This is a genomic window from Alysiella filiformis (assembly GCF_014054525.1).
GTDB lineage: Bacteria > Pseudomonadota > Gammaproteobacteria > Burkholderiales > Neisseriaceae > Simonsiella > Simonsiella filiformis.
Window position 1 is genome coordinate 842,954 of record NZ_CP059564.1, and the last position, 20,520, is coordinate 863,473.

Here is a 20,520-nt window from a genome sequence, read left to right on the forward strand (position 1 = left end):
AGGGTATGCTGCTCAACCAACCCTCTCTACAACGCTTTCCAGCAGGGAGAGAGAGCTGAATCAAAATTTCGCTTGCAAACTTAATGCAAAATGACGAGCAGGTGCAGTAAAACGCTGAATGCCATTGTGGGCGCAAGTGGCGTGTTGTGGTGCGCCATTGCTGTTATTGCAATTATCCACACGATTGACCGTGCCAAATTCACGAATGCTGCGCAAGCTATCCCAAGTAAAATGGCGTTTGTTCAACACATTAAACACCCCAGCGCGTACCGTCAGGTGTTTGCCCACATTGTAATGCCCCAACACATCAACCAAAGTGTAATTTTTGCCATGCCGCGCATAAGGCCACGGATTGCGTACATCCTCATTGCTGTGTATGGTATCAGACGGTTTTTTTGCCTTGGTGTAGCTGATGTTGGTTGTCAAACCCCATTTTTGTTCAGGGTGTTCATAGCCCAAACCCAGCACCGCACCAAAAGGTTGCAAGGCATTCATGGCGGCTTTTTCGCCATTGCCTTTGGTCATGTTGCCTTTTTGGTAGCTGGCGGTGAGCGTGCCAAACGTGCCTTGTGGTAAACCAAAATGCCCCAAATTCAGCCTGCCATTCAATTCCACGCCTTTGATGGTGGCTTTATCCTGATTCACATTTTGATAAGTGGGGGCTTTTTGTCCCGACACTTCGGGCTGGAACGTGCCTGTTTTGCCGTCAAAATATTCCAAAGTTTCATTGCCCAAATACGCCAAATCAATGAAATCTTTATAGCGTGTTTGGAAACCCGACACCTGTACATTGCCCCATTTACCGCCACCAGCCCAACCCAATTCAAAATTACGTGCCTGTTCTGCTTTTAAGGCAGGGTTGGCTTTCAGATTGAATTCGGGGTGGGGAAATGCCAACCACATTTCATCGGTGGTGGGCGCACGAAACGCGGTGGAAACCTTGCTTTGCACCGCCCAATTTGGCGCAAATTGCCAATCCAAGCTCAAAGCCGTGTTGCCCGATTTGAATTTGGCGGTGGCATCGTTCAAACCCTTTTGCGTCATGGCTTTGATGAATTTATCATTGGGCAGTGTGGACATTTTAATCCAATCATAACGCCCCCCCACGCCAATGCGAAAATCGCCCACGCGAAACACATTGTTGATGAATGCGTGGTGTTTTTTGCTTTGGGCTTCTATCAAAAATTCGCTGTCGCCGCGATTGCTGGTGAGCATGGTGGGCGCAAAGGCTTTCACGCTGACTGAAAAATTGTCGTTTTGATTGGTGGCTTTGCTGCCGCCTATGCCATAGCTCATATTCCATTGGATTTTATTGAAATTCAAATCCTTATCGGCTTTGGCATACCATTGTGCGGTGTCTTGTGTGATGCGGCGAAACATGTACAACACTTCCGAATTGACCCCTGTTTGGGCAATATTGACGGGAATGTCCCATGTCATGGTACTCATCTGAATGTTTTGTTTGTCGTAGCCCACGTTCAGCTTGTCCCACAAGCCTGTTTCGGCGCGATTTTCATAGGCTATGCCGCGCCGTTTGGTGTAGGTCACATCTTGGCGGCGGCGTTGCTCATTGGAAGGCTCGGTACCTGAATAGCTGCGCGAACCCCATAAATTGGACAATTCGTGGGTGGTGCGGTCTTGGCGATATTCGTCAAATGTGCCAAGCAGGTAATTGTTTTCATTGAGATGATAGCCCAATTTAAACAAGGTGGATTTGGAACGATAATGTTGTGGGTCGGGCGAACTGCGTAATTTGCCATAAGCCCCTAAATTGTAAACACTTTCGCCACGTTTGCGGTCGCCGATTTGTTCGCCTTGGGCGATGACGTTGTGGGTGTCTTGGCTGACGGGGTGGTTTTTGGTTTCGTGTCCGTGGCGGTGGGTATAGACCAAACGTGCGTCCAGATTTTTGATGCGTCCTGCCACGTCCATTGAGGTCATGGTTTCGCGGTTTTTGCTGGTGTAGCCTGTTTTGGCGGAGGCGGCAAAGGGTTGGTCTTCGCTGACCACATCGGTGGGCGATTTGGTTTTGAATTCAACTGCGCCACCCAATGCACCACTGCCTGAACCGATGGAATCTGCGCCTTTTTTCACTGCTACTTCGGCGATGTTTTCCAATTCGTTGGCGTTGCGGTTGGCGTTGAAATTGCCATAGCCGCCAAACAATTCTTGAAAGGCTTCTGATGAGCGGCTTTCGGCTTGTGCCAATCCATCTATATTGATTGCCACGCGGTCTTTGTCCACGCCGCGAATGGCAAAGCCGTTGGATGCGCCACGTCCGCCTTCTACCACGCTGACCGATGGGTCGTAGCGCACCATGTCGCGTATGTCTTGTACCAAATTTTGGTCTAATTTTTCGCGTTTGGTTTTGTTTTCGCCCAAACGTGCGGGTGTGCGTTTGCCGCGTACTTTGACGGTTTCCAATTCTTGATTGTTGTTGGGGGGACTGTCGTCTGCATAAACGGGAAAGGCGTGCAACACCAGCAGGGATATTGCACCCAATTTAAAGGGGGTTTTCATCATCTAATCCTAAAAATTGATTTGGGGATTTTCAGGCTGAAACCTTTGCAAAACCTACTTTTAAACTGACGTAGGGGCGGATTTCATATCCGCCCTTTTTTCAATTTATTGATAAGAATGAAAATTTCTGCGAACCTAAACGGGGCAGATATGAAATCTGCCCCTACAAACCGAGTTTTGCAAAGGTTTCAGGCTGCCTGAAATGCGATTATCGGTTTTCGCCATTGCTCAATGGGTTCAAATCGGTGGACGTGGTGGTGGTGTCCAATGCGGTGCGTGAGCCGCCAAATGCCGCGTCCAAATTGGCATTGCCAAATTTCACAATGCCGCCTATTTCGTTACCCGAATGGCGGTCTTGGGCGGTGTATTGGCTCCAAGTGCTTTGTGCGCCATAAAATGCGCCTTCTACCGCGCCCGTTGCGCTGCCTGAAACGGCTGAACCTTGAAAGGTGTTGCCGTTTACCGATACGTCTTTCATCACAATGTCATTGCCAAAATCGCGGTTGCCCAAAATTGTGCCGCCCAGTTTGCCCGTATTAAAATTGACGGTTAGGCGTGAAATGACGGTGGGCGCATCGGCATGGTTGGCGTTTTTGGGTGTGTAGGATGAATTGACCAATTCGCCATTTTTCACGCGCACCGCCAACACATCGTAGCTGGCTTTGCCTTTGTTGGGATTGTTGGCACCGCCTTGCATATGGGCAGGGTCTGCCAACACGCCACCGCTAAACAGGCTGCTTGTGCCGTCTTTTGCCAACCATGCGCCGTAGTAGCTGCTTTTGACGTGGGCGGCTGGCACATCTACCCCTGCGCCTGTGCAACAGGCAAACAGTTTGCCGCCGTTGTCGGTGTTTTGCATGTATTGTTTGGTGCCAAAGGTTTTGTCGGGCGATGAATACACGGGACGTATGAGGGTATTGGATTCGCCCAAGGGGTAATATTTGCCATCGGGGGTTTTGTACACCATCAGGCTGCCTGCCGATAGCACTTCGCCACCATGGGTGGATACGGTTGCGCGGCTGCTGTCTTGGGTTTGAACTTGGCTTTCGCTCACGGCTTGGGCGGTGTTGAGGCTGACAAACACTTTGGGTTCTTCAATGCTGCTGCCCGAGCAGGCACTCAATAACCACGACAGGCAAATGCCTGCACCCAATTTGGTTTGAAATTTCATAAGATTTCACATTCCTAAAATCAACAATCTGAATTAAAATTATTCCTATTTACAAGCCGCGTAAATATACCTAAAATTAAATACGATTACAAATTATTTCACAAACACACAAAATATGTTGCAACACACAGGGTACACATGGTGTGCAATACCGCCTTTATTGCTTTTGTCGGCAACGGCAAATGCCATTGATGTTGATGTGCCAAATGCCGATTTAACGCGCGATAATCCTGCCATCAACACCCACATTCAGACAGGCTTTGAATCATTGCGCCCACACCCTTTGCCCCACACACAATCCAGCACACCCACATACGAAATTGACAACCATTATTTGCACACGCACCCACAACTGTTTCATCAGGTGATGCAACACGCGCTCAATAGCCACGACCCGAATTTATTGCAAGCCCTCAATCGCGCCTACCAAATCCTGCCGCAAGCCGATGAGCAAATCGCACGCCGTGCCAATGGCACTTTGGCGCGTTGGCAAGGCAATTATCGTCAAGCCGTACCGATTCATCTGGCTTTGCAACGCGATTTTCCGCACGACAGCCGCATTGCGCTGGACACCGCCGCCACGTTAATGGAAGACAAACAATGGCGCGAAGCACAAAATGCGTTTGAACACACCCAAAATGCGTTCAGGCTGCCTGAAACGGTGCAGGAGAATGTGCAAGCGCATTTGCAACGCATTGTGCAACACAATCAATGGCAAACATCAGGCAGCGTCAGTGTATCGCGTCAAGCCAATGTGAACCGTTCGCCCCCCAGCTACTGTACGCCCATGGCTTGTCATGCGCACGCGCCCGTTAAAGCATGGGGCGTGCATTATCGCGTGAACATCAGCAAAAATACCCCTGTATGGCGACACCATAATATCTTGTTTCAAAGCCATTTTTCTGGCACAACGCATTTTTTTGACGGCAAATCACAATACGACCATGCCTTTGGACGCGCCCATTTGGGCTGGCAATACCAAAACGCCAAGCAAACGTGGCGCGTGTTGCCGTTTTACCAATGGCAGTTGGCGGGTTCTGATGAATTTGAACACCGCCCTGTGAAAAATAAAACCTTGAAGATGAATGCCTTGGCACACGCCACAGGCATACAGCTCATGACCACGCGACAACATTCGCCACGTTGGGCAAGCTCGGTTTCGGCGGAATATTATCGCCAACATCATCGCGATAAAAATCAGGCGGCATACCACAATGGGCGATATGGACAATGGGCTTTAACAGGCAGCTTTCGCCTTACGCCACAGCAAACGATTTTGGCACATGGGGGCTGGCAAACTTTTGTGCCACAACATCGCCAGTGGGCAGGGCGCGACAATCAGGCAGCCTACACGCGACAAAGTGTGGGCGTGGCGTGGTGGGCGCATTGGCGTGGATTGGGTGGTTTGCACACGCAGGTTCAGGCAACTTGGGCGCAGCGCAAACACAAAGGCGTGTCGCTAAACGAACATTTTGTGTGGCAAAAGCAGCGCAATCGTGAGCGTGTGTGGCAGGTGTCGTTGGCGCACGATAAATGGCAATATGGTGGATTGATGCCACAGTTGGTGTGGTCATACAGCCGCACCAACAGCAGCCACGCTTGGGCAAGGCGCAAACAAAAACAGCTTGTGATGGAAGTTGTGAAAACTTTTTGACGATATTGGATTTTGACTTAATTGAAAGGATACAAAAAATGAAGGCATTTCGTTTCAACACATTGGTTTTGGCGGTGGCAGCCACTTTCACTTTGGCGGCGTGCAGCAGCAACAGCAGTTCGGTAAGCGGCGGCGTGAAAACCAGCTCGGTGCAAAACAATTTGACCAGCAACGCCAATTCAGGCAGCACCGCAGCTAAACCCGTTGCCAGCAACAATAATTCAAGCAGCAGCACAGAAAAACCGACTGCCAGCAACAACAATTCAGGCAGCGCCACAGAAAAACCGACTGCCAGCAACAATAATTCAAGAAATACCATGGAAAAACCCGTTGCCAGCAACACCAATCCAAGCAGCAGCACGGAAAAACCGACTGCCAGCAACACCAATTCAGGCAGCACCACGGAAAAACCTGTTGCCAGCAATTCCAATCCAAGCAAACCTGTTGCCAGCAACCCCAATCCAAGCAACACCACAGAAAAACCAGTTGCCAGCAACCCCAATCCAAGCAACACCACAGAAAAACCTGTTGCCAGCAACCCCAATCCAAGCAACACCACGGAAAAACCGATTGCCAGCAACAACAATCCAAGCAGCACCACAGAAAAACCCACTGCCAGCAAAGATGACAAACCCACTGCTGATTTGCGTCCTGAAATCGCCAAAGGCTTTGGTGGCGAAAGCGGTGTGATGAGTGTCCCCAGCAGTTTTTTCAATGAAAATTATGAGATGGTGTCGCGTTTTGCTGCCGATGTGGTCAGCATTAAGCAAGATGGTTCGCTGCAATACCAAAAAATTGATGATGACAAACGCGGTGTGAGCAGCAAAAGTTTCACTTTAAACAACACGCGCATTAATTTGTTGAACAATTCGTATGAAAATCAATTTACTGAAAATGGCATTGCTTTGAGCCAAATGAAAGCCAGCGATTTTGACGCGGTTGATGACAATGGCAAGGTAACAGGTGATGCGACCAATCCGCTTCATGCCAGCAAACCCAGTTGGGTGGGCAGCGTGGCAAAAGGCACCATCAACCATTGGGGCGAAGAAAGCAACGACACGGGCAGTTTCCGCAATTTGCGCTATGGCGTTTACAATGACGCGGAAGGCAACAGCCATTTGTTTGTGTTTGGTTTGCCAGCCACGCTCAACCGCAGTTCTGGCACGATTGAATACGCAGGCAGCGCGATTGTGGGCAAAGACGGTCAATATGAAGGTTTGGGCAATGCCATGTCTGCCACCGCCAATTTTGATACGAAAAAAGTGGACGTGTCCATCAAACGCAGCGCGGGCGATTTGCGTTTTGGTGGCGACATCAAAGGCAACAGCTTTGAAGGTACGCAAAACAATGTTTACACCAAAGGCGGATTTTATGGCGGCAACATCAATGCCACATCGCTCAACAGCAATTTGGGCGGCATGTTTACCGTGATTGATGGCGCGGAAAAGGGCGTAAATGGCGTGTATGGTGGCGCACAGGTCAAATAATTTGATGGGATAAATGAAAGGGCGGATTGGATTATCCGCCCTGTTTTTGTGTGGGTTTTCAGGCTGCCTTTCAGTACACGACATTTTTTGATATTGCCACAAACCTACCCCCTCCCCCGCCAGCAGGGGAGGGGACAGGTTGCAGGCAGCCTGAAAGATTTTTGTCGTGTACTGAAAGGCTGCCTGAAATGTTTTTTTATTTGAATAATGACGCGATTTTGCCCAACAATCCCGTTTCAGGTTCAGGCGATGGGTTGGGGGTATCGTTCAGGCTGCCTGAAACGCTGGCAGGTGGCGTTTTATGTACATTGAGCGCGGCAAAACTTTGCGTGGTGGGCATGATTTCAATGCTGTTCACATTCATGTGGGCAGGGCGTTGATAGAGCCACAAAGCGGTGTCGGCAATGTCTTGCGGCGTGAGCGCGTTGGCGTGTTCATACAACTGGGCGGCGCGTTCATCATCGCCTTTAAAACGCACATTGGAAAATTCCGAACCGCCCACCAAGCCTGGTTCAATATTGCTGACACGCACACCTGTGCCGTGCAAATCGGCGCGTAAATTCAAGCTGAATTGGCGCACATAAGCCTTGGTTGCCCCATACACATTGCCCCCAGGGTAGGGATAATTGCCCGCAATAGAACCCATATTGATGACCAAACCGCGACCACGTTGCACCATTTGCGGCAAAATTTGGCGCGTTAAATAGGTTAAACCGATGATGTTGGTGTGTATCATGGTTTCCCAGTCGTCAAACTCGGCTTGGTGGGCTTTGTCCAAACCCAAAGCCAAGCCCGCGTTGTTAATCAAACAATCAATTTCATGAAAATGTTCAGGCAGCATGTTGATGTGGTTTAAGGCTGCCTGAATGCTGTTTTTATCACACACGTCCATGGCAATGGGTTGGAATAATTCGCCCAATTCTTGTTGCAAATCAAGCAGTTTATCTTCACGCCGTGCCGTGCCAATCACCGCGTAGCCTGCCTGAACAAACGTTTTTGCCATTGCCGCGCCAAATCCTGCCGATGCGCCCGTAATCAAAATTGCCATAATGTTTCCTTTGTTTTTTAATGAAATTTCAAGTATGATTGCGCGTTTTTCGCGTTGTAAGCGCAACAATCATAACACCACATTGATAAGGAAACCATACCATGAAACAATCCCTGTTGATTTTCGCTTGTGCCAGCGTGTTGTTGGCAGCCTGTGGCGGACAAGAAAGCACCCCAGCCGCCAACGGTTCAGCCCCAGCCGTGGCAGGCGGCAAAGGCAGCATTTCCGAAGACCGTTCAGCCGCTTTCAAATCGTTTATGCCCACCATGTCCAAAATGGGCAAAATGGCAAAAGGCGATGAAGCGTTCAGCCCCGAAGCCTTTCAGGCAGCCGCCGAGCAATTCAGCAAAGAAGCGCGTGTGCCATTTGAACATTTCCAAAACGACCCCAATGGCAATGGCGATGCCCTGCCCAATATTTGGGCAAATCCCGAAGCCTTTAAAGCCGAACAAGACAAATTCCTAACCGCCGTAGACAAATTAAACGAAGTGGCAAAAACAGGCAAATTGGAAGACATCAAAACCGCATTTGGCAATGTGGGCGCAAGCTGCCAATCTTGCCACGATACTTATCGCCGTCCCAAATGATTTTCAGGCAGCCTGAAATCAAAAAAACGTGTCAAATTCAACAATTTGGCACGTTTTTTGTTGCGAGCGTGGCGTTGCGCCGCCACACCCACGCTTTGGGGAGCGGCACCGCACCCATTTCAGGCAGTTAGCCATCAAATCGTTTGAAAATCAAAGTGCCATTGGTGCCACCAAAACCAAACGAATTGGACGCAACCGCATTGATGTTTGCCTTACGCGCTTGATTGGCGCAATAATCCAAATCACAACCCGCATCAAAATCCTGATTAAACAAATTGATGGTGGGTGGCGCAATTTGGTCGCGGATTGCCAACACACTGTACACCGCTTCCACACCACCTGCTGCGCCCAACAAATGCCCCGTCATGGATTTGGTGGAGCTGACCAACAATTTTTTCGCGTGGTCGCCAAACACCGCTTTCATCGCATTGGTTTCATTCGCATCGCCCAATGGCGTAGAAGTGCCATGTGCGTTCACATAATCAATCGCCTCAACAGGCAAACCACTGTTTTGAATGGCGCGTGATAATGCCAAAGCAGGACCCTCGGCATTGGGCGCAGTAATGTGATACGCATCGGAGCTTGCGCCAAATCCCACCAATTCCGCATAAATTTTTGCGCCGCGTTTTTTGGCGTGTTCCAATTCTTCCAACACCAACACACCAGCACCTTCGCCCATCACAAAGCCATCGCGGTCTTTGTCCCAAGGGCGCGATGCGGTGGTGGGGTCATCGTTGCGCGTGGACAGGGCTTTCATTGCCGCAAAACCGCCCACACCCAAAGTGCAAACCGCACTTTCAGCACCGCCAGCAATCATCACGTCCACATCGCCATATTGAATCAGGCGAGCCGACTCGCCAATCGCGTGTGTGCCAGAGGCACATGCCGATACGATGCCATAATTGTGTCCGCGATAGCCCTTTAAAATGGTAACGTGTCCTGAAATCAAGTTAATCAGGCTGCCAGGTATGAAAAATGGGTTGATTTTGCGACCGCCATTTGCCACCACATGACGCGCCGTTTCCTCAATTAAAGGCAAACCGCCAATGCCCGAGCCAATGTTCACGCCCACACGGTCTTTGTCCAATTCGGTGAATGCGTCTAATTGGGCATCGTTAATGGCTTGCAATGCGCCAGCTATGCCATAATGAATGAATGCGTCCATGCGGCGCGCTTCTTTGGCGGGCAGATATTGTGTAATATCAAAGTCTTTCACTTCGCCAGCAATGTGGCAGGGCAAATCCGATGCGTCAAATTTGGTGATGGTGCCAATGCCGCTTTTGCCCGCCAACAGGTTTTGCCACGCACTTTCTACATCGTTGCCAACGGGGGAAATTTGCCCCAATCCTGTGATGACCACTCTTCTTTGATTCATGATATTCTCTTGATGTTTCAAACGAAAAAGCATTGTGATGAAAAAGCCCCCAATTGACAGCATGAGCTGTTAATCAGAGGCTGTTTTGCATCTTTTAATGTGGCTTCGCCTTACGCTTGTTTGGCGTTGACATAATCAATGGCGGCTTGTACGGTGGTGATTTTTTCCGCGTCTTCATCGGGGATTTCGCAACCGAAGGCTTCTTCCAAAGCCATAACCAATTCAACCGTGTCCAAAGAATCTGCGCCCAAATCATCTTGGAAAGATGATTCGTTTTTCACTTCTTCAATGGCAACGCCCAACTGTTCGGCAACGATGCTTTTCACTTGTTGTTCAATAGACATGATGTATCCTTAAAAAAATTTGGTGGGAAAATACAAAAATGGGCAAACCCCAATTTAGAGCTTGCATTCGCAAAATACAATACAGCGATTTTATCTGTTTTTTCGCCAATTTGGTAGCGATTGACGAAAAATATTGTTAAGAAACCGTTTTCAGGCTGCCTGAAAATGCTTTTTATGCTTGTGGCACATAGCCTTGCACTTGGTCTGCGCCTTCGCCAAAAAAGTAATTTTCCATTTGCTGTGCCAAATATTCGCGCGCGCGTGGGTCGGCAAGCGACAGGCGGTTTTCGTTAATCAACATGGTTTGGTGGCGCGTCCACGCTTCCCATGCTTCTTGTGAAACGTTGTCAAAAATGCGTTTGCCCAATTCGTTGGGCAGGGGTTGAAATTTCATTGCGGGGGCTTCTTTGCCCAGCTTGATGCAGTGAACCATGCGCGTCATGGCATATTCCTTTTAAAATGAAATTGAAAATGCAATGGTAACAGTTTTTCAGGCTGCCTGAAAATCCTTTATTTGACCAAAAAGCGGATAATCAACAGGGTAATCATGGCACCGCTCAACAGAAAACCGCCCACAATGGCAGCTTTGTGCCACACGGGAACGTCATCGTCTTCTTGCACCATCAATGGCATGTGTTCGGGCAAAATCATCATGTCGTCATCGCTTTCTATGGGCATGTGGGCGGCGGCGAGTTGGTTTTCCAGCCAATTTTCAATGCTCTGATACTGCCGCGCAGGTTGGCTGGACGACAACACGCCTATCATGCTCAATCCGCGAATGCGCTGGTCGGCAATGGGGCTGCCCATGGTTTTGGCTTGTTGCAATTTTTGTTTGGCGACAAATTTTGCCACAATCGGGTTGTGCAAATATTGCGTGATGAGTTGGGGGATTTGCTCGGCGTTTTGAGCGAGCTTGGGGTGGGTTTTAACCCAATTTTGGGCGGCAATTTGCACATCGTTTTGCAACACATCGCTTGCCAGAGCAGGGGCAAACGCCAACATTTCGCCCAACAATCGCGCAGCGCGATAATCTTGGTGTTTCAAGGCAATGCGGGCGCATTCTACGGCTTTGGTGGGGTTTTGCGCGATGAATTTGCCCACCGCATAGGCGTATGCCAAATACAACATGGCGGTGGTGCTGCCTTGTTTGGCGGCTTGTTGCAAATAATTCAACAGCTTGCTTTTTTGTTCAGCCGAAAGTTCGGCTGCCTGAAACGCTTGGGCAACATTGGGTAAGGGTTTGGCTTTGGGGGTGTTTTTGGGGTCGTCAATGCCCCATTCGCCCAGCAGGGGGGCAAAATCCATCAAGCGTAATTGGGCGTATTTTTGGATTTCAAGTGAATGATGGGGTTCTTGTTTTTGGCGGATTTGCGTCATGCAATCCTGAATGGCTTGTTCGGTAATGGCGGTCATAATCAAAATGGGAAGTCGGTGTTCTAAACCGCATTTTATACAAAAAAGGGGTGGGATAATACCCATTTGTGTTTCAGAACCTGTGTTCATCATCTTAATGGCTTGTTTTTATCGCCACTTCATGTGCCTTGGCAGGTTGAAAAATGCGTTTTCCCCCTTGAAAAATGCGTTTCAGGCAGCATTTTACAAGGCAAAATGCACGATTTTTGTAAGGAATACAATGAACAAATTTGCCCAAACCAGTTTGCTTATCGCCCTGTCTGCCGCTTTTGCGTTGAGTGCTTGCGATAAAAACGAAAAAAATCCCCCCAAAACCGACCACAAAACCCCCACCCAAATCGCCAGCCAACCCGAAGGCGAGTTTGTGAAAAAAGTTGCGCCATCGCAAGCGGGCAATGTGGGCATGCTGCTGCCCGATTTTGCCCAGTTGGTGTCGCAAGAAGGCAGCACCGTGGTCAATATTCAAGCCGTGAACGAGAAAAATCCACGCAGCAATGCCGACAACGATTTGCCCAACGATGACCCATTCTTTGAATTTTTCAAACGCATCGTGCCAAACGCCCCCGATGTACCCGAATACGGCGAAGACAATGGCGACAATTTCGGTTCAGGCGTGATTATCAGCGCCGATGGCTACATTTTAACCAATGCCCATGTGATTAAAGGCTTCAACAAAACCAAAGTTACCCTCAACGACAAACGCGAATACGCCGCCAAAATCATCGGCACAGACGACAAAACCGACATCGCCTTGCTGAAAATTGATGCCAGCGATTTGCAATTTGCCAAAATCGGCAATCCCAGCGAATTGAAATCGGGCGAATGGGTGGCGGCAATTGGCGCACCATTTGGTTTTGACAACAGCGTAACCGCAGGCATCGTGTCCGCCAAAAACCGCAGCCTGCCCAATGAAAGCTACACACCATTCATTCAAACCGATGTGGCAATTAACCCTGGTAATTCAGGCGGACCCTTGTTCAATTTGGCAGGACAAGTGGTGGGCATCAACTCACAAATTTACAGCCGCAGTGGTGGATTTATGGGCATTTCATTTGCCATTCCCATTGATGTGGCAATGAATGTTGCCGACCAACTGAAAAGCACAGGCAAAGTACAGCGTGGTCAATTGGGCGTGATTATTCAAGAAGTGAGCTTTGATTTGGCAAAATCATTTGGTTTGGATAAACCAACAGGGGCTTTGATTTCCAAAGTCAATTCAGGCAGCCCTGCCGAAAAATCGGGTTTGCAAGTGGGCGACATCATTCGCGGCGTGAATGGCGAAGAAGTGCGTTCGTCCAACGATTTGCCCTTAAAAATTGGTTCAAGCGCACCAGGTAAAACCATTACCCTAAACATTTGGCGCAAAGGACAAAAAATGGACGTGGAAGTGACCCTAGGCGCACAATCCGATGGCAGCAATATTGTGAAAGACGAGCAAAACACCCAAACCATCACAGGAGAAGGGGTGTTTGAATCGCCCAATACAGGTTTGGTGTTGGCATCGGGCGGCGATTATTTGGTGGTGCAAAACGCCACAGGCATTGCCGCCAGCGCAGGTTTGCGCCGTGGCGACATCATTCGAGAAGTGGCAGGCATGCCCGTGCGCGACCAAACCAGCTTTACCGAAGCCTTGGGCAAAGGTGGCAAGCACATTCCCATTTTGGTGCAACGCGGCAGCAATACGATTTTTATGGCTTTGGTTTTGCCTTAAACATGCGAATGTGTCATTTTTATAAAACTTGATTTGTGGGGCGGATTTCATATCCGCCTTTTTTGCGGAAAATCAATCAAAAATGGGATTTGACGAGTGCGATAAGTGGCACCAAAAATGGCTGAATGGCATGACTACCCAGTCGCCAAGTTCAGGGTGTTGGGTGGACGGTCTTAAAATTATCCAGTAAAATCATAGTCAAATTGCTCACAAAAAGGACATGAAAATGAGTGCAACTTTAAATTTGGTTTTACCCGACAATATCAACCAAAAACTTGAACATATTGTTGCAAAACACGGTACAAACAAAGCCGATTTCATTATTGAATTGCTCACTCATCAATTTTTTGACACAGAAGAAGCAGATTATGATGCTTGGTTTCGGGAAAAAGTAGAGGCTGCTTTACACAGTACCAAACCTGCTATCCCACATGATGAAGTGGTGGCGCGTGTGCGTCATAAATTGGCTGCAAGAGTGCAAAATGCTGGTTAATTGGTCTGATGAAGCCAATGCCGATTTAAACGAAATTGTGGATTTTATTTGTTTGGATAATCCATTGGCAGCCATTGATTTATCTGAACTTTTATTTGAGACGGCTGAAAAAATCGGTAATATGCCCTACATGGGTAAAAATGGCAGAGTAAGTGGTACACGCGAATTTGTCGCCCACCCAAAATACGTCTTGGTTTATCAAGTGCAATTGAACGAAATCTTGATTTTGCGTGTTTTGCATACCAGCAGAAAATACCCCTAAATTTCATTTTACACAAAGCCCAAAATCCCAACGATTTAGGGCTTTTTTGTTTATCAAAAGGGATACAAATTTGGTACAGTTTCCAATTCCCAAAAAGCCGAAAACCACCTAAACGATTGTTTAGGTGGCTTAAATCTGGCTCCCCGAGCTGGGCTCGAACCAGCGACCTGCGGATTAACAGTCCGTCGCTCTACCGACTGAGCTATCAGGGAATTGAAGATTCGTATTATACGGATTTTTGAAAATCTGTCAAACGCGATGTGCGTTTCATTTTTCAGTGTATTGTTTTTTAAAAGAATATTTATCCGCGAACATAGGGGTTGTGCTGTTTTTCATGCCCAATGGTGGTGGGGTCGCGGTGTCCTGCGATGACCAGCACGTCATCGGGTAGGGTGTAGAGCTTGGTTTTGATGCCGTGCAACAAATCTTCGGTGCTGCTGCGTGGAAAATCGGTGCGTCCTACGCTTTCTTTAAACAGCACATCGCCGCCTATCAGCAATTTTTCGCTGGCACAATAAAATACGATGTGTCCAGGGGTGTGTCCTGGTATGTGCATGATGTCAAAAACGTATTTGCCCAAATGCACTTGTTCGCCTTCGTTCAGCCAGCGTGTGGGCAGAAAACTGGGCGAAAATTCAAAGCCTTGTGGTGCGTATTCGCGTGTTTTGTTGGGCAAATCTTCCAATAAAAACAGGTCTTCTTCGTGTGGTCCGATAACGGGGACGTTGTTGCTCAATTCGCGCATTTTGACCACGCCACCAACGTGGTCTAGGTGTCCGTGCGTGAGCCAAATTTCTTTTAATTTTAAGCCTTTGTCTTGCACCAGTTGCCACAGGTATTCGGCTTCGCCGCCTGTGTCGGTAAGCACGGCTTCGTGGGTTTCATCGTCCCACAGTAGGGTGCAGTTTTGGGCGTAGGGGGTAACGGGAATGATTTGGATATTCAATGCCATGGTTTTGCTTTCTTGGTTGTTTGGCGCGTGAATATAGCCGATTGTGGGGGCGAAAACAAGTTTTCAGTATTTCATTTGGTGCAAGGTTGGGCTGAATGCTCACGACACAAAATGGGTTTTGCTTTCGGCGACTTACTTTATTTTAAAAAGTAAGCGAAATCAACCAAAAAATAAGGGTTATTTTCATTTTATTCAATGGTTTAATCTTTTCAGGCTGCCTGAAATGTTTTTTGGAAAATAAACCGTTCAGCTTGAATGTATTTGGTTTACTTTTTTTTAAAAGTAAGTCGCCGAAGGCAAAAAACCTTTTTGTGGGGTAGTGAGAGGCTGCCTGAAACTTTAAAACAACCCTGAAATCACGCCATTTTCGTCCACATCAATTTTTTCGGCGGCGGGTACTTTGGGTAAACCTGGCATTTTCATCATGTTGCCACACAATGCCACGATGAAACCTGCGCCTGCCGATACGGTCATGCCGCGAACGTGTAGGGTGAAATCGCTGGGGCAGCCCAATAAATTGGCGTCATCGCTCAATGAATATTGTGTTTTTGCCATGCAAATGGGCAGTTTGTCCAAGCCCAAACGCGCCAAATTTGCCATTTCTGCTTGGGCTTCGGCGGCAAATTCCACTTTGGCTGCGCCGTAAATTTGGGTGGCGATGGCGGTGATTTTGTCGGCAATGGGCAAATTCACATCGTAGGCGAATTTGAATTTTGGGGTATGGGTTTCAATGGCTTGTACGACTTTTTCGGCTAAATCCACGCCGCCTGTGCCGCCTTTTTCCCATACTTGGGTTAAGGCGCATTGTGCGCCAATTTGTGTGCAGGCTGCCTGAATTGCTGCCAATTCGTTTTCGCTGTCGGACACAAATTGGTTCAACGCCACCACCACGGGCAAACCAAACACGTTTTGCAAATTATTGATGTGTTTCAATAAATTGGGTAAACCGCGTTGCACCGCGTCCACGTTTTCCGCATTCAAATCGGCTTTTGCCACGCCACCGTTGTATTTGAGGGCGCGGACGGTCGCCACCACCACCGCGCAATCGGGCTGAATGTCTGCCAATCGGCATTTGATGTCGCAAAATTTTTCTGCGCCCAAGTCTGCGCCAAATCCTGCTTCGGTTACGGTGTAGTCGCTCAAATGCCGCGCCACTTGGGTTGCCAGCACCGAGTTGCAACCGTGCGCAATGTTGGCGAAAGGTCCACCGTGAACCAGCGCGGGGCTGCCTGCCAAGGTTTGCACCAAATTGGGTTTGAGCGCGTCTTTTAAAAGGGCGGTCATTGCGCCGTGGGCGTTCAAATCTCGGGCGTAAATCGGGCTGCCTGAAACGCTGTATGCCACCAAAATGTTGCCCAAACGCTGTTTCAAATCCACCAAATCTTTTGCCAAACAGAAAATTGCCATCACTTCGCTGGCAACGGTGATGTCAAAACCATCTGGGCGCATCACGCCATCGGTGGGTTTGCCCAAGCCATTGATGATGTTGCGTAATTGTCGGTCGTTCATGTCCACCACGCGCCGCCACAACACGCGTTTGGGGTCAATTTGCAGCGCGTTGCCTTGGTAGATGTGGTTGTCCAACATGGCAGCGAGCAAATTGTTTGCCGCGCTGATGGCGTGAAAATCGCCTGTAAAATGCAAATTGATGTCTTCCATTGGCACGACTTGCGCGTAGCCGCCACCTGCCGCGCCGCCTTTTACGCCAAACACGGGCCCGAGCGAAGGCTCACGCATGGCAACCATCGCGTTTTTGCCGATGTGGTTGAGCGCGTCTGTTAAGCCGATGGTAACGGTGGTTTTGCCTTCGCCTGCGGGGGTGGGGTTGATGGCGGTAACCAAAATGAGTTTGCCGCGTTTTGCAGGCAGCCTGAATGCGTCTTGCGGATTGATTTTGGCTTTGTATTTGCCATAATGTTCCAACTGTTCGGCTTGCAAACCGATTTGGGCGGCAATGTGATTGATGTGTTGCAGTTTGGCTGCTTGGGCGATTTGAACGTCTGTTTGCATGATATTTCCTTTATATTATCAAATAGATGGTCGTATTTGTTGGATTGAAAAACGCAATTTTGCTGCCTGAAACGTTTTGAAAGCAGAAACCGCAAAAAGTCAGTTCAACTTTCATTTTGTCGTGTAGCAAAAAGGCAGCCTGAAAACATTCAAGCTGCCTGAAAAAACTTATCCGCGCGTCCAAGTTGTGCCATCGGCACCATCGCGCACCGTGATTTTGTGTTCTGCCAAAATATCGCGGATTCGGTCGGATTCTGCCCAGTTTTTCGTTTCGCGGGCAATTTTGCGCTGTGCAATCAAATCGTTGATTTCATCGGCAGACAAACCCGCCTCGCTGCCACCGCTTTGCAAAAACGCCTGCGGATTGTCTTGCAACAAACCCAACACACCGCCCAAGGCTTTCAGGCAGCCTGAAAGTTCAGCCGATTGATTTTTATTGATTTCATTTGCCAATTCAAACAAAACCGCCATGGCTTCTGCCGTGCCGAAATCATCGTCCATTGCCGCAAAAAATTTGCGCGTGTAATCATTGGCATTTTCCGACAAATCAAAAGCAGCAGGCGCAACCAAATTCAAAGTGTTGTACAAACGCGAGAGCGAATTTTTCGCATCGTCCAAATGCGCGTCTGAATAATTCAAAGGGCTGCGATAGTGGGCGCGGAGTATGAAAAAGCGCACCACTTCGGGGGCGTATTTTTTCAACACATCGCGGATTGTGAAAAAATTGCCCAGCGATTTGGACATTTTTTCATTGTCCACGCGAATAAAACCGTTGTGCAACCAATACTTAACGTGGCTTTCAATTTCCTTTTGGTCGTGCTGGTGTCCGCAAGATGTGCCGTGTGCGCCACAGCTTTGCGCGATTTCATTTTCGTGATGTGGAAATTGCAAATCCGCGCCACCACCGTGAATGTCAAAGGTTTTGCCAAAAATATTGTCGCCCATCGCAGAACATTCAATGTGCCAACCGGGTCTGCCAGCACCCCAAGGGCTGTCCCAATGCGGTTCTTCGGGTTTGGCGGCTTTCCACAATACGAAATCCAAAGGGTCGCGTTTGAAGCCGTCCACTTCCACCCGTTCGCCCGCGCGCAAATCGTCCAAACTTTTGCCCGATAATTGCCCATAAGCCGCGAATTCGCGCACCGCATAATACACATCGCCATTGGCGGCAGGGTAGGCTTTGCCATTGGCAATGAGTTGTTCAATCATTTCAATCATTTGGGCGATGTGTTCGGTGGCTTTGGGTTCCACATCGGGGCGTTGCACACCCAGCGCGTCCGAGTCTTCGTTCATCGCTTGAATGAATTGGGCGGTCAATTCTTGAATGGAAATGCCGCGTTCATTGGCGCGCGCGATGATTTTATCGTCAATATCGGTAATATTGCGCACATAAGTGAGCGGATAACCGCGCTGGCGCAACCAACGCGCAATCATGTCAAACACCACCAGCACACGCGCGTGTCCCAAATGGCAATAATCGTAAACCGTCATGCCGCAAACGTACATGCGGACGTTTTTGGGGTTCAGTGGTTCAAATTTTTCTTTTTGGCGCGTTAAAGTATTGTATAAATGGAGCATAATTCAATCTCAAGATAATAAATTGGTTAAATATAGGCAACTTGCCACACAATTTTGGAGTGGGGCATATCTTTATTCAGTACCAAGACATGAGGGTCTATGGCTTTGAGTAATTTTCTGAGTTTGTCTTGTAAATCGGGTAGATGATACTGTTGTTTTTGCCCCGTTGATTGCTCAATGTGCAAAACCACACAAATGGATTGGCAATGAAGCACATCTTTTGCAAATTGTTGTTCTGTTTGCTCATTCGCGTGAAATTGAGCAGACACCAAACCAGCCAATGAATCACGCACTTTTTGGGCAATTTCCATTTCTAACGGTGGTTTATTTGGATCACGTCTACCCTGCCGAAAATCCTTAACTTCACATAACCAAGTGATTTGACCGTTGTGAGCGATGATATCTACTGCTTTATTGTCGGTACAGCATTTATTTTGAAATTGATTTCTGTAGTGTACCCAATCATCGTATTTAACTGCCTGAATACCTGAATGAAAGGTAAATCTCAAAGCATCCTCATCAATGCTTATTTGTTGTGTCATGGATGAAATACCTTTGTTAAATTTGTGAATAACGGTCAGATTGAGCCAAACTTTCATCTAATGCAACAATACTTTCTACATCATCATAATTATCAGTTTGCTGCAATCGAATTATGTCTTTATCTTTTGTCAAAGAAAAATATCTCATTTTAATGTGTTCATCATTTTCTTTTTTATGCTTGTCCTGCAAAATTTCCAATTCACGCAATAAAAATAAAGAATGAGTAGCAATGAAAACCTGAATATTTTGTTGCGATAATTGAAAAATCATTTCAGCCGCTACCCTGATGAATCTGGGATTTAAATTGGCTTCGGGTTCGTCCCAAAATAAATAACCTTTATCCAATAATGCACCATTAGCAATCAAACGTGCAATCATCATCAGTTTACGCACACCTTCGGCAACCAAAGGTGCTTCCACTTTACCCAAATAAAATCGCCCACTGCTATCCACCACCACCCTATCACCCATGGCATCTTCTAGTGGTTGAAGCTGTAGTTGTGCTCTTTGTGCGCTCACACCTTTTAGTGTTGGTACATTCAGAAGTTGGCAGGTATCCACCCATGTCTCGTCAAACGGAATATTTTGCGTTTGATACAAAGAAATAAACCAAGGACAAAGTGTCAGTAATTCACGTGTAGGTAAAAATGCAGGCGTGGCATTGTATTCGTTAGGGAAATTTTTGATATTGACTTGGCTGCTGGCATGATTGGAAAAAGTTAAGCTGGTTTTACTGCCTGAATTCATTCTCAACTCAACTTCACAACGGCTGCTACCTTGCTGTCGTTTTACCAAACGCCCCAATGAATCTGGACGAAATACATTCAATAATTTGTCAGCAAAGATTTTTTGCAAATTGGTTTTGTGTAAAGCATTTTTTTCATTACCCGTAACAGCCAACAATGTGTACAAAAGCTTCAATAAATGACTTTTACCACAAGCATTTTCAGCAATAATGATGTTTAAATGTGGAGAAAATTGAAATGTTTCATTGGGTAGTAATGAAAAATTTTCCAGCTTGAGAGATTGAACATATTCAGGCGTATTCATGATTTGTTTTAACTTTTAAATGAGTTTAAATTTTTAGATTTTATGGTATTGTTTCTTAAAAATCCATTATTTTTTGTTTTTCAAGCTGCCTGAAAAACAAAAAAACACCGTTCACAATCATGAACGATGTTTTTGAATGGGGAACCCCGCAAATGGCGTTCGGGCTGAGTCCGCTTGAACCTTGGAAACAAGGTGGTCATCTCGGGTAGCTTCGGGTGCATTCCGACAAAGGGAACGCTCGCACCTGCTACTGCTCCCGACAACCGAAGCAAACTTATTGGTTCAAGGAAATGTATGCCTTCGCGCTCATCGCAGGGTAAAA

General features: G+C 47.7%; 19 protein-coding genes, 1 tRNA gene and 1 other RNA gene. 7 read left to right on the forward strand and 14 right to left on the reverse strand.

The window, feature by feature from the left end; genetic code table 11:
• Nucleotides 1-60: 60 nt before the first annotated feature.
• Nucleotides 61-2,520, reverse strand: a complete 2,460-nt coding sequence (locus H3L97_RS04135) for a TonB-dependent hemoglobin/transferrin/lactoferrin family receptor (RefSeq protein WP_097113892.1) — start codon at nt 2,518-2,520, stop codon at nt 61-63.
• A 208-nt stretch (nt 2,521-2,728) separates the two neighbouring features.
• Nucleotides 2,729-3,691: a Slam-dependent surface lipoprotein gene (locus H3L97_RS04140; protein ID WP_097113893.1), complete on the reverse strand. Its 963-nt coding sequence runs from the start codon at nt 3,689-3,691 to the stop codon at nt 2,729-2,731.
• 115 nt (nt 3,692-3,806) lie between these two features.
• Between H3L97_RS04140 and H3L97_RS04145 the strand changes: the two genes are divergently transcribed.
• Together H3L97_RS04145 and H3L97_RS04150 are read left to right on the forward strand one after the other, a co-directional pair.
• The gene (locus H3L97_RS04145) at nt 3,807-5,345 is read left to right on the forward strand and encodes a surface lipoprotein assembly modifier (RefSeq protein WP_097113894.1); all 1,539 of its coding nucleotides are present in this window, start codon (nt 3,807-3,809) and stop codon (nt 5,343-5,345) included.
• A gap of 38 nt (nt 5,346-5,383) precedes the next feature.
• Nucleotides 5,384-6,832, forward strand: a complete 1,449-nt coding sequence (locus H3L97_RS04150; RefSeq protein ID WP_097113895.1) for a HupA family protein — start codon at nt 5,384-5,386, stop codon at nt 6,830-6,832.
• 196 nt (nt 6,833-7,028) lie between these two features.
• Here H3L97_RS04150 and H3L97_RS04155 read toward each other — a convergent pair whose 3' ends face one another.
• Nucleotides 7,029-7,880, reverse strand: coding sequence for an SDR family oxidoreductase (locus H3L97_RS04155; protein WP_097113896.1), 852 nt, complete (start codon nt 7,878-7,880; stop codon nt 7,029-7,031).
• A 101-nt stretch (nt 7,881-7,981) separates the two neighbouring features.
• On the opposite strand from H3L97_RS04155, the gene H3L97_RS04160 reads away from it, so the two are divergent.
• Both H3L97_RS04160 and H3L97_RS04165 read left to right on the forward strand, forming a co-directional pair.
• A complete protein-coding gene (locus H3L97_RS04160) occupies nt 7,982-8,467 on the forward strand; it encodes a c-type cytochrome (protein ID WP_097113897.1) in 486 nt (161 codons plus the stop codon).
• The gene (locus tag H3L97_RS04165; protein ID WP_179655794.1) at nt 8,437-8,598 is read left to right on the forward strand and encodes a hypothetical protein; all 162 of its coding nucleotides are present in this window, start codon (nt 8,437-8,439) and stop codon (nt 8,596-8,598) included. The genes H3L97_RS04160 and H3L97_RS04165 overlap by 31 nt, the downstream gene beginning before the upstream one ends.
• Here the strand turns inward: H3L97_RS04165 and fabF are convergent.
• From fabF to H3L97_RS04185, 4 genes are all read right to left on the reverse strand, one after another.
• Nucleotides 8,595-9,842: a beta-ketoacyl-ACP synthase II gene (fabF, locus tag H3L97_RS04170; RefSeq protein ID WP_097113955.1), complete on the reverse strand. Its 1,248-nt coding sequence runs from the start codon at nt 9,840-9,842 to the stop codon at nt 8,595-8,597. The two genes, H3L97_RS04165 and fabF, sit on opposite strands and share 4 nt — an antisense overlap.
• A 110-nt stretch (nt 9,843-9,952) precedes the next feature.
• A complete protein-coding gene (gene acpP / locus H3L97_RS04175; RefSeq protein ID WP_097113898.1) occupies nt 9,953-10,189 on the reverse strand; it encodes an acyl carrier protein in 237 nt (78 codons plus the stop codon).
• Between the two features lie 169 nt (nt 10,190-10,358).
• Entirely contained in the window at nt 10,359-10,628 is a 270-nt protein-coding gene (locus H3L97_RS04180; RefSeq protein ID WP_097113899.1) for an oxidative damage protection protein, read from the reverse strand.
• A 68-nt stretch (nt 10,629-10,696) separates the two neighbouring features.
• Complete coding sequence (locus tag H3L97_RS04185; protein ID WP_143269111.1) at nt 10,697-11,665, reverse strand: SEL1-like repeat protein; 969 nt, start codon at nt 11,663-11,665, stop codon at nt 10,697-10,699.
• A 154-nt stretch (nt 11,666-11,819) separates the two neighbouring features.
• On the opposite strand from H3L97_RS04185, the gene H3L97_RS04190 reads away from it, so the two are divergent.
• The 3 genes from H3L97_RS04190 (at nt 11,820) to H3L97_RS04200 (ending at nt 14,065) form a co-directional block, all read left to right on the forward strand.
• Nucleotides 11,820-13,310, forward strand: coding sequence for a Do family serine endopeptidase (locus H3L97_RS04190; protein ID WP_097113901.1), 1,491 nt, complete (start codon nt 11,820-11,822; stop codon nt 13,308-13,310).
• A 226-nt stretch (nt 13,311-13,536) separates the two neighbouring features.
• A complete protein-coding gene (relB, locus tag H3L97_RS04195; protein WP_218839681.1) occupies nt 13,537-13,803 on the forward strand; it encodes a type II toxin-antitoxin system RelB family antitoxin in 267 nt (88 codons plus the stop codon).
• A complete protein-coding gene (locus H3L97_RS04200) occupies nt 13,793-14,065 on the forward strand; it encodes a type II toxin-antitoxin system RelE/ParE family toxin (RefSeq protein ID WP_182073094.1) in 273 nt (90 codons plus the stop codon). The genes relB and H3L97_RS04200 overlap by 11 nt, the downstream gene beginning before the upstream one ends.
• A 136-nt stretch (nt 14,066-14,201) precedes the next feature.
• On the opposite strand, the gene H3L97_RS04205 is transcribed toward H3L97_RS04200, so the two are convergent.
• The 7 genes from H3L97_RS04205 to ssrS form a co-directional block, all read right to left on the reverse strand.
• Nucleotides 14,202-14,277: transfer RNA gene (locus H3L97_RS04205), tRNA-Asn, on the reverse strand.
• Between the two features lie 89 nt (nt 14,278-14,366).
• Nucleotides 14,367-15,017 carry an MBL fold metallo-hydrolase gene (locus H3L97_RS04210; RefSeq protein WP_097113903.1) on the reverse strand — a complete coding sequence of 217 codons (651 nt, stop codon included), beginning with the start codon at nt 15,015-15,017 and terminating at the stop codon, nt 14,367-14,369.
• Nucleotides 15,018-15,356: 339 nt separating this feature from the next.
• The gene (locus H3L97_RS04215) at nt 15,357-17,027 is read right to left on the reverse strand and encodes a formate--tetrahydrofolate ligase (protein ID WP_097113904.1); all 1,671 of its coding nucleotides are present in this window, start codon (nt 17,025-17,027) and stop codon (nt 15,357-15,359) included.
• A 168-nt stretch (nt 17,028-17,195) separates the two neighbouring features.
• Complete coding sequence (gene cysS / locus H3L97_RS04220; protein ID WP_097113905.1) at nt 17,196-18,605, reverse strand: cysteine--tRNA ligase; 1,410 nt, start codon at nt 18,603-18,605, stop codon at nt 17,196-17,198.
• 26 nt (nt 18,606-18,631) lie between these two features.
• The gene (locus H3L97_RS04225; protein WP_143269112.1) at nt 18,632-19,147 is read right to left on the reverse strand and encodes a cysteinyl-tRNA synthetase; all 516 of its coding nucleotides are present in this window, start codon (nt 19,145-19,147) and stop codon (nt 18,632-18,634) included.
• Between the two features lie 16 nt (nt 19,148-19,163).
• Nucleotides 19,164-20,198: an AAA family ATPase gene (locus H3L97_RS04230; RefSeq protein WP_097113907.1), complete on the reverse strand. Its 1,035-nt coding sequence runs from the start codon at nt 20,196-20,198 to the stop codon at nt 19,164-19,166.
• Nucleotides 20,199-20,337: 139 nt separating this feature from the next.
• Nucleotides 20,338-20,519: non-coding RNA, 6S RNA (gene ssrS, locus H3L97_RS04235), on the reverse strand.
• Nucleotide 20,520 lies beyond the last annotated feature (1 nt).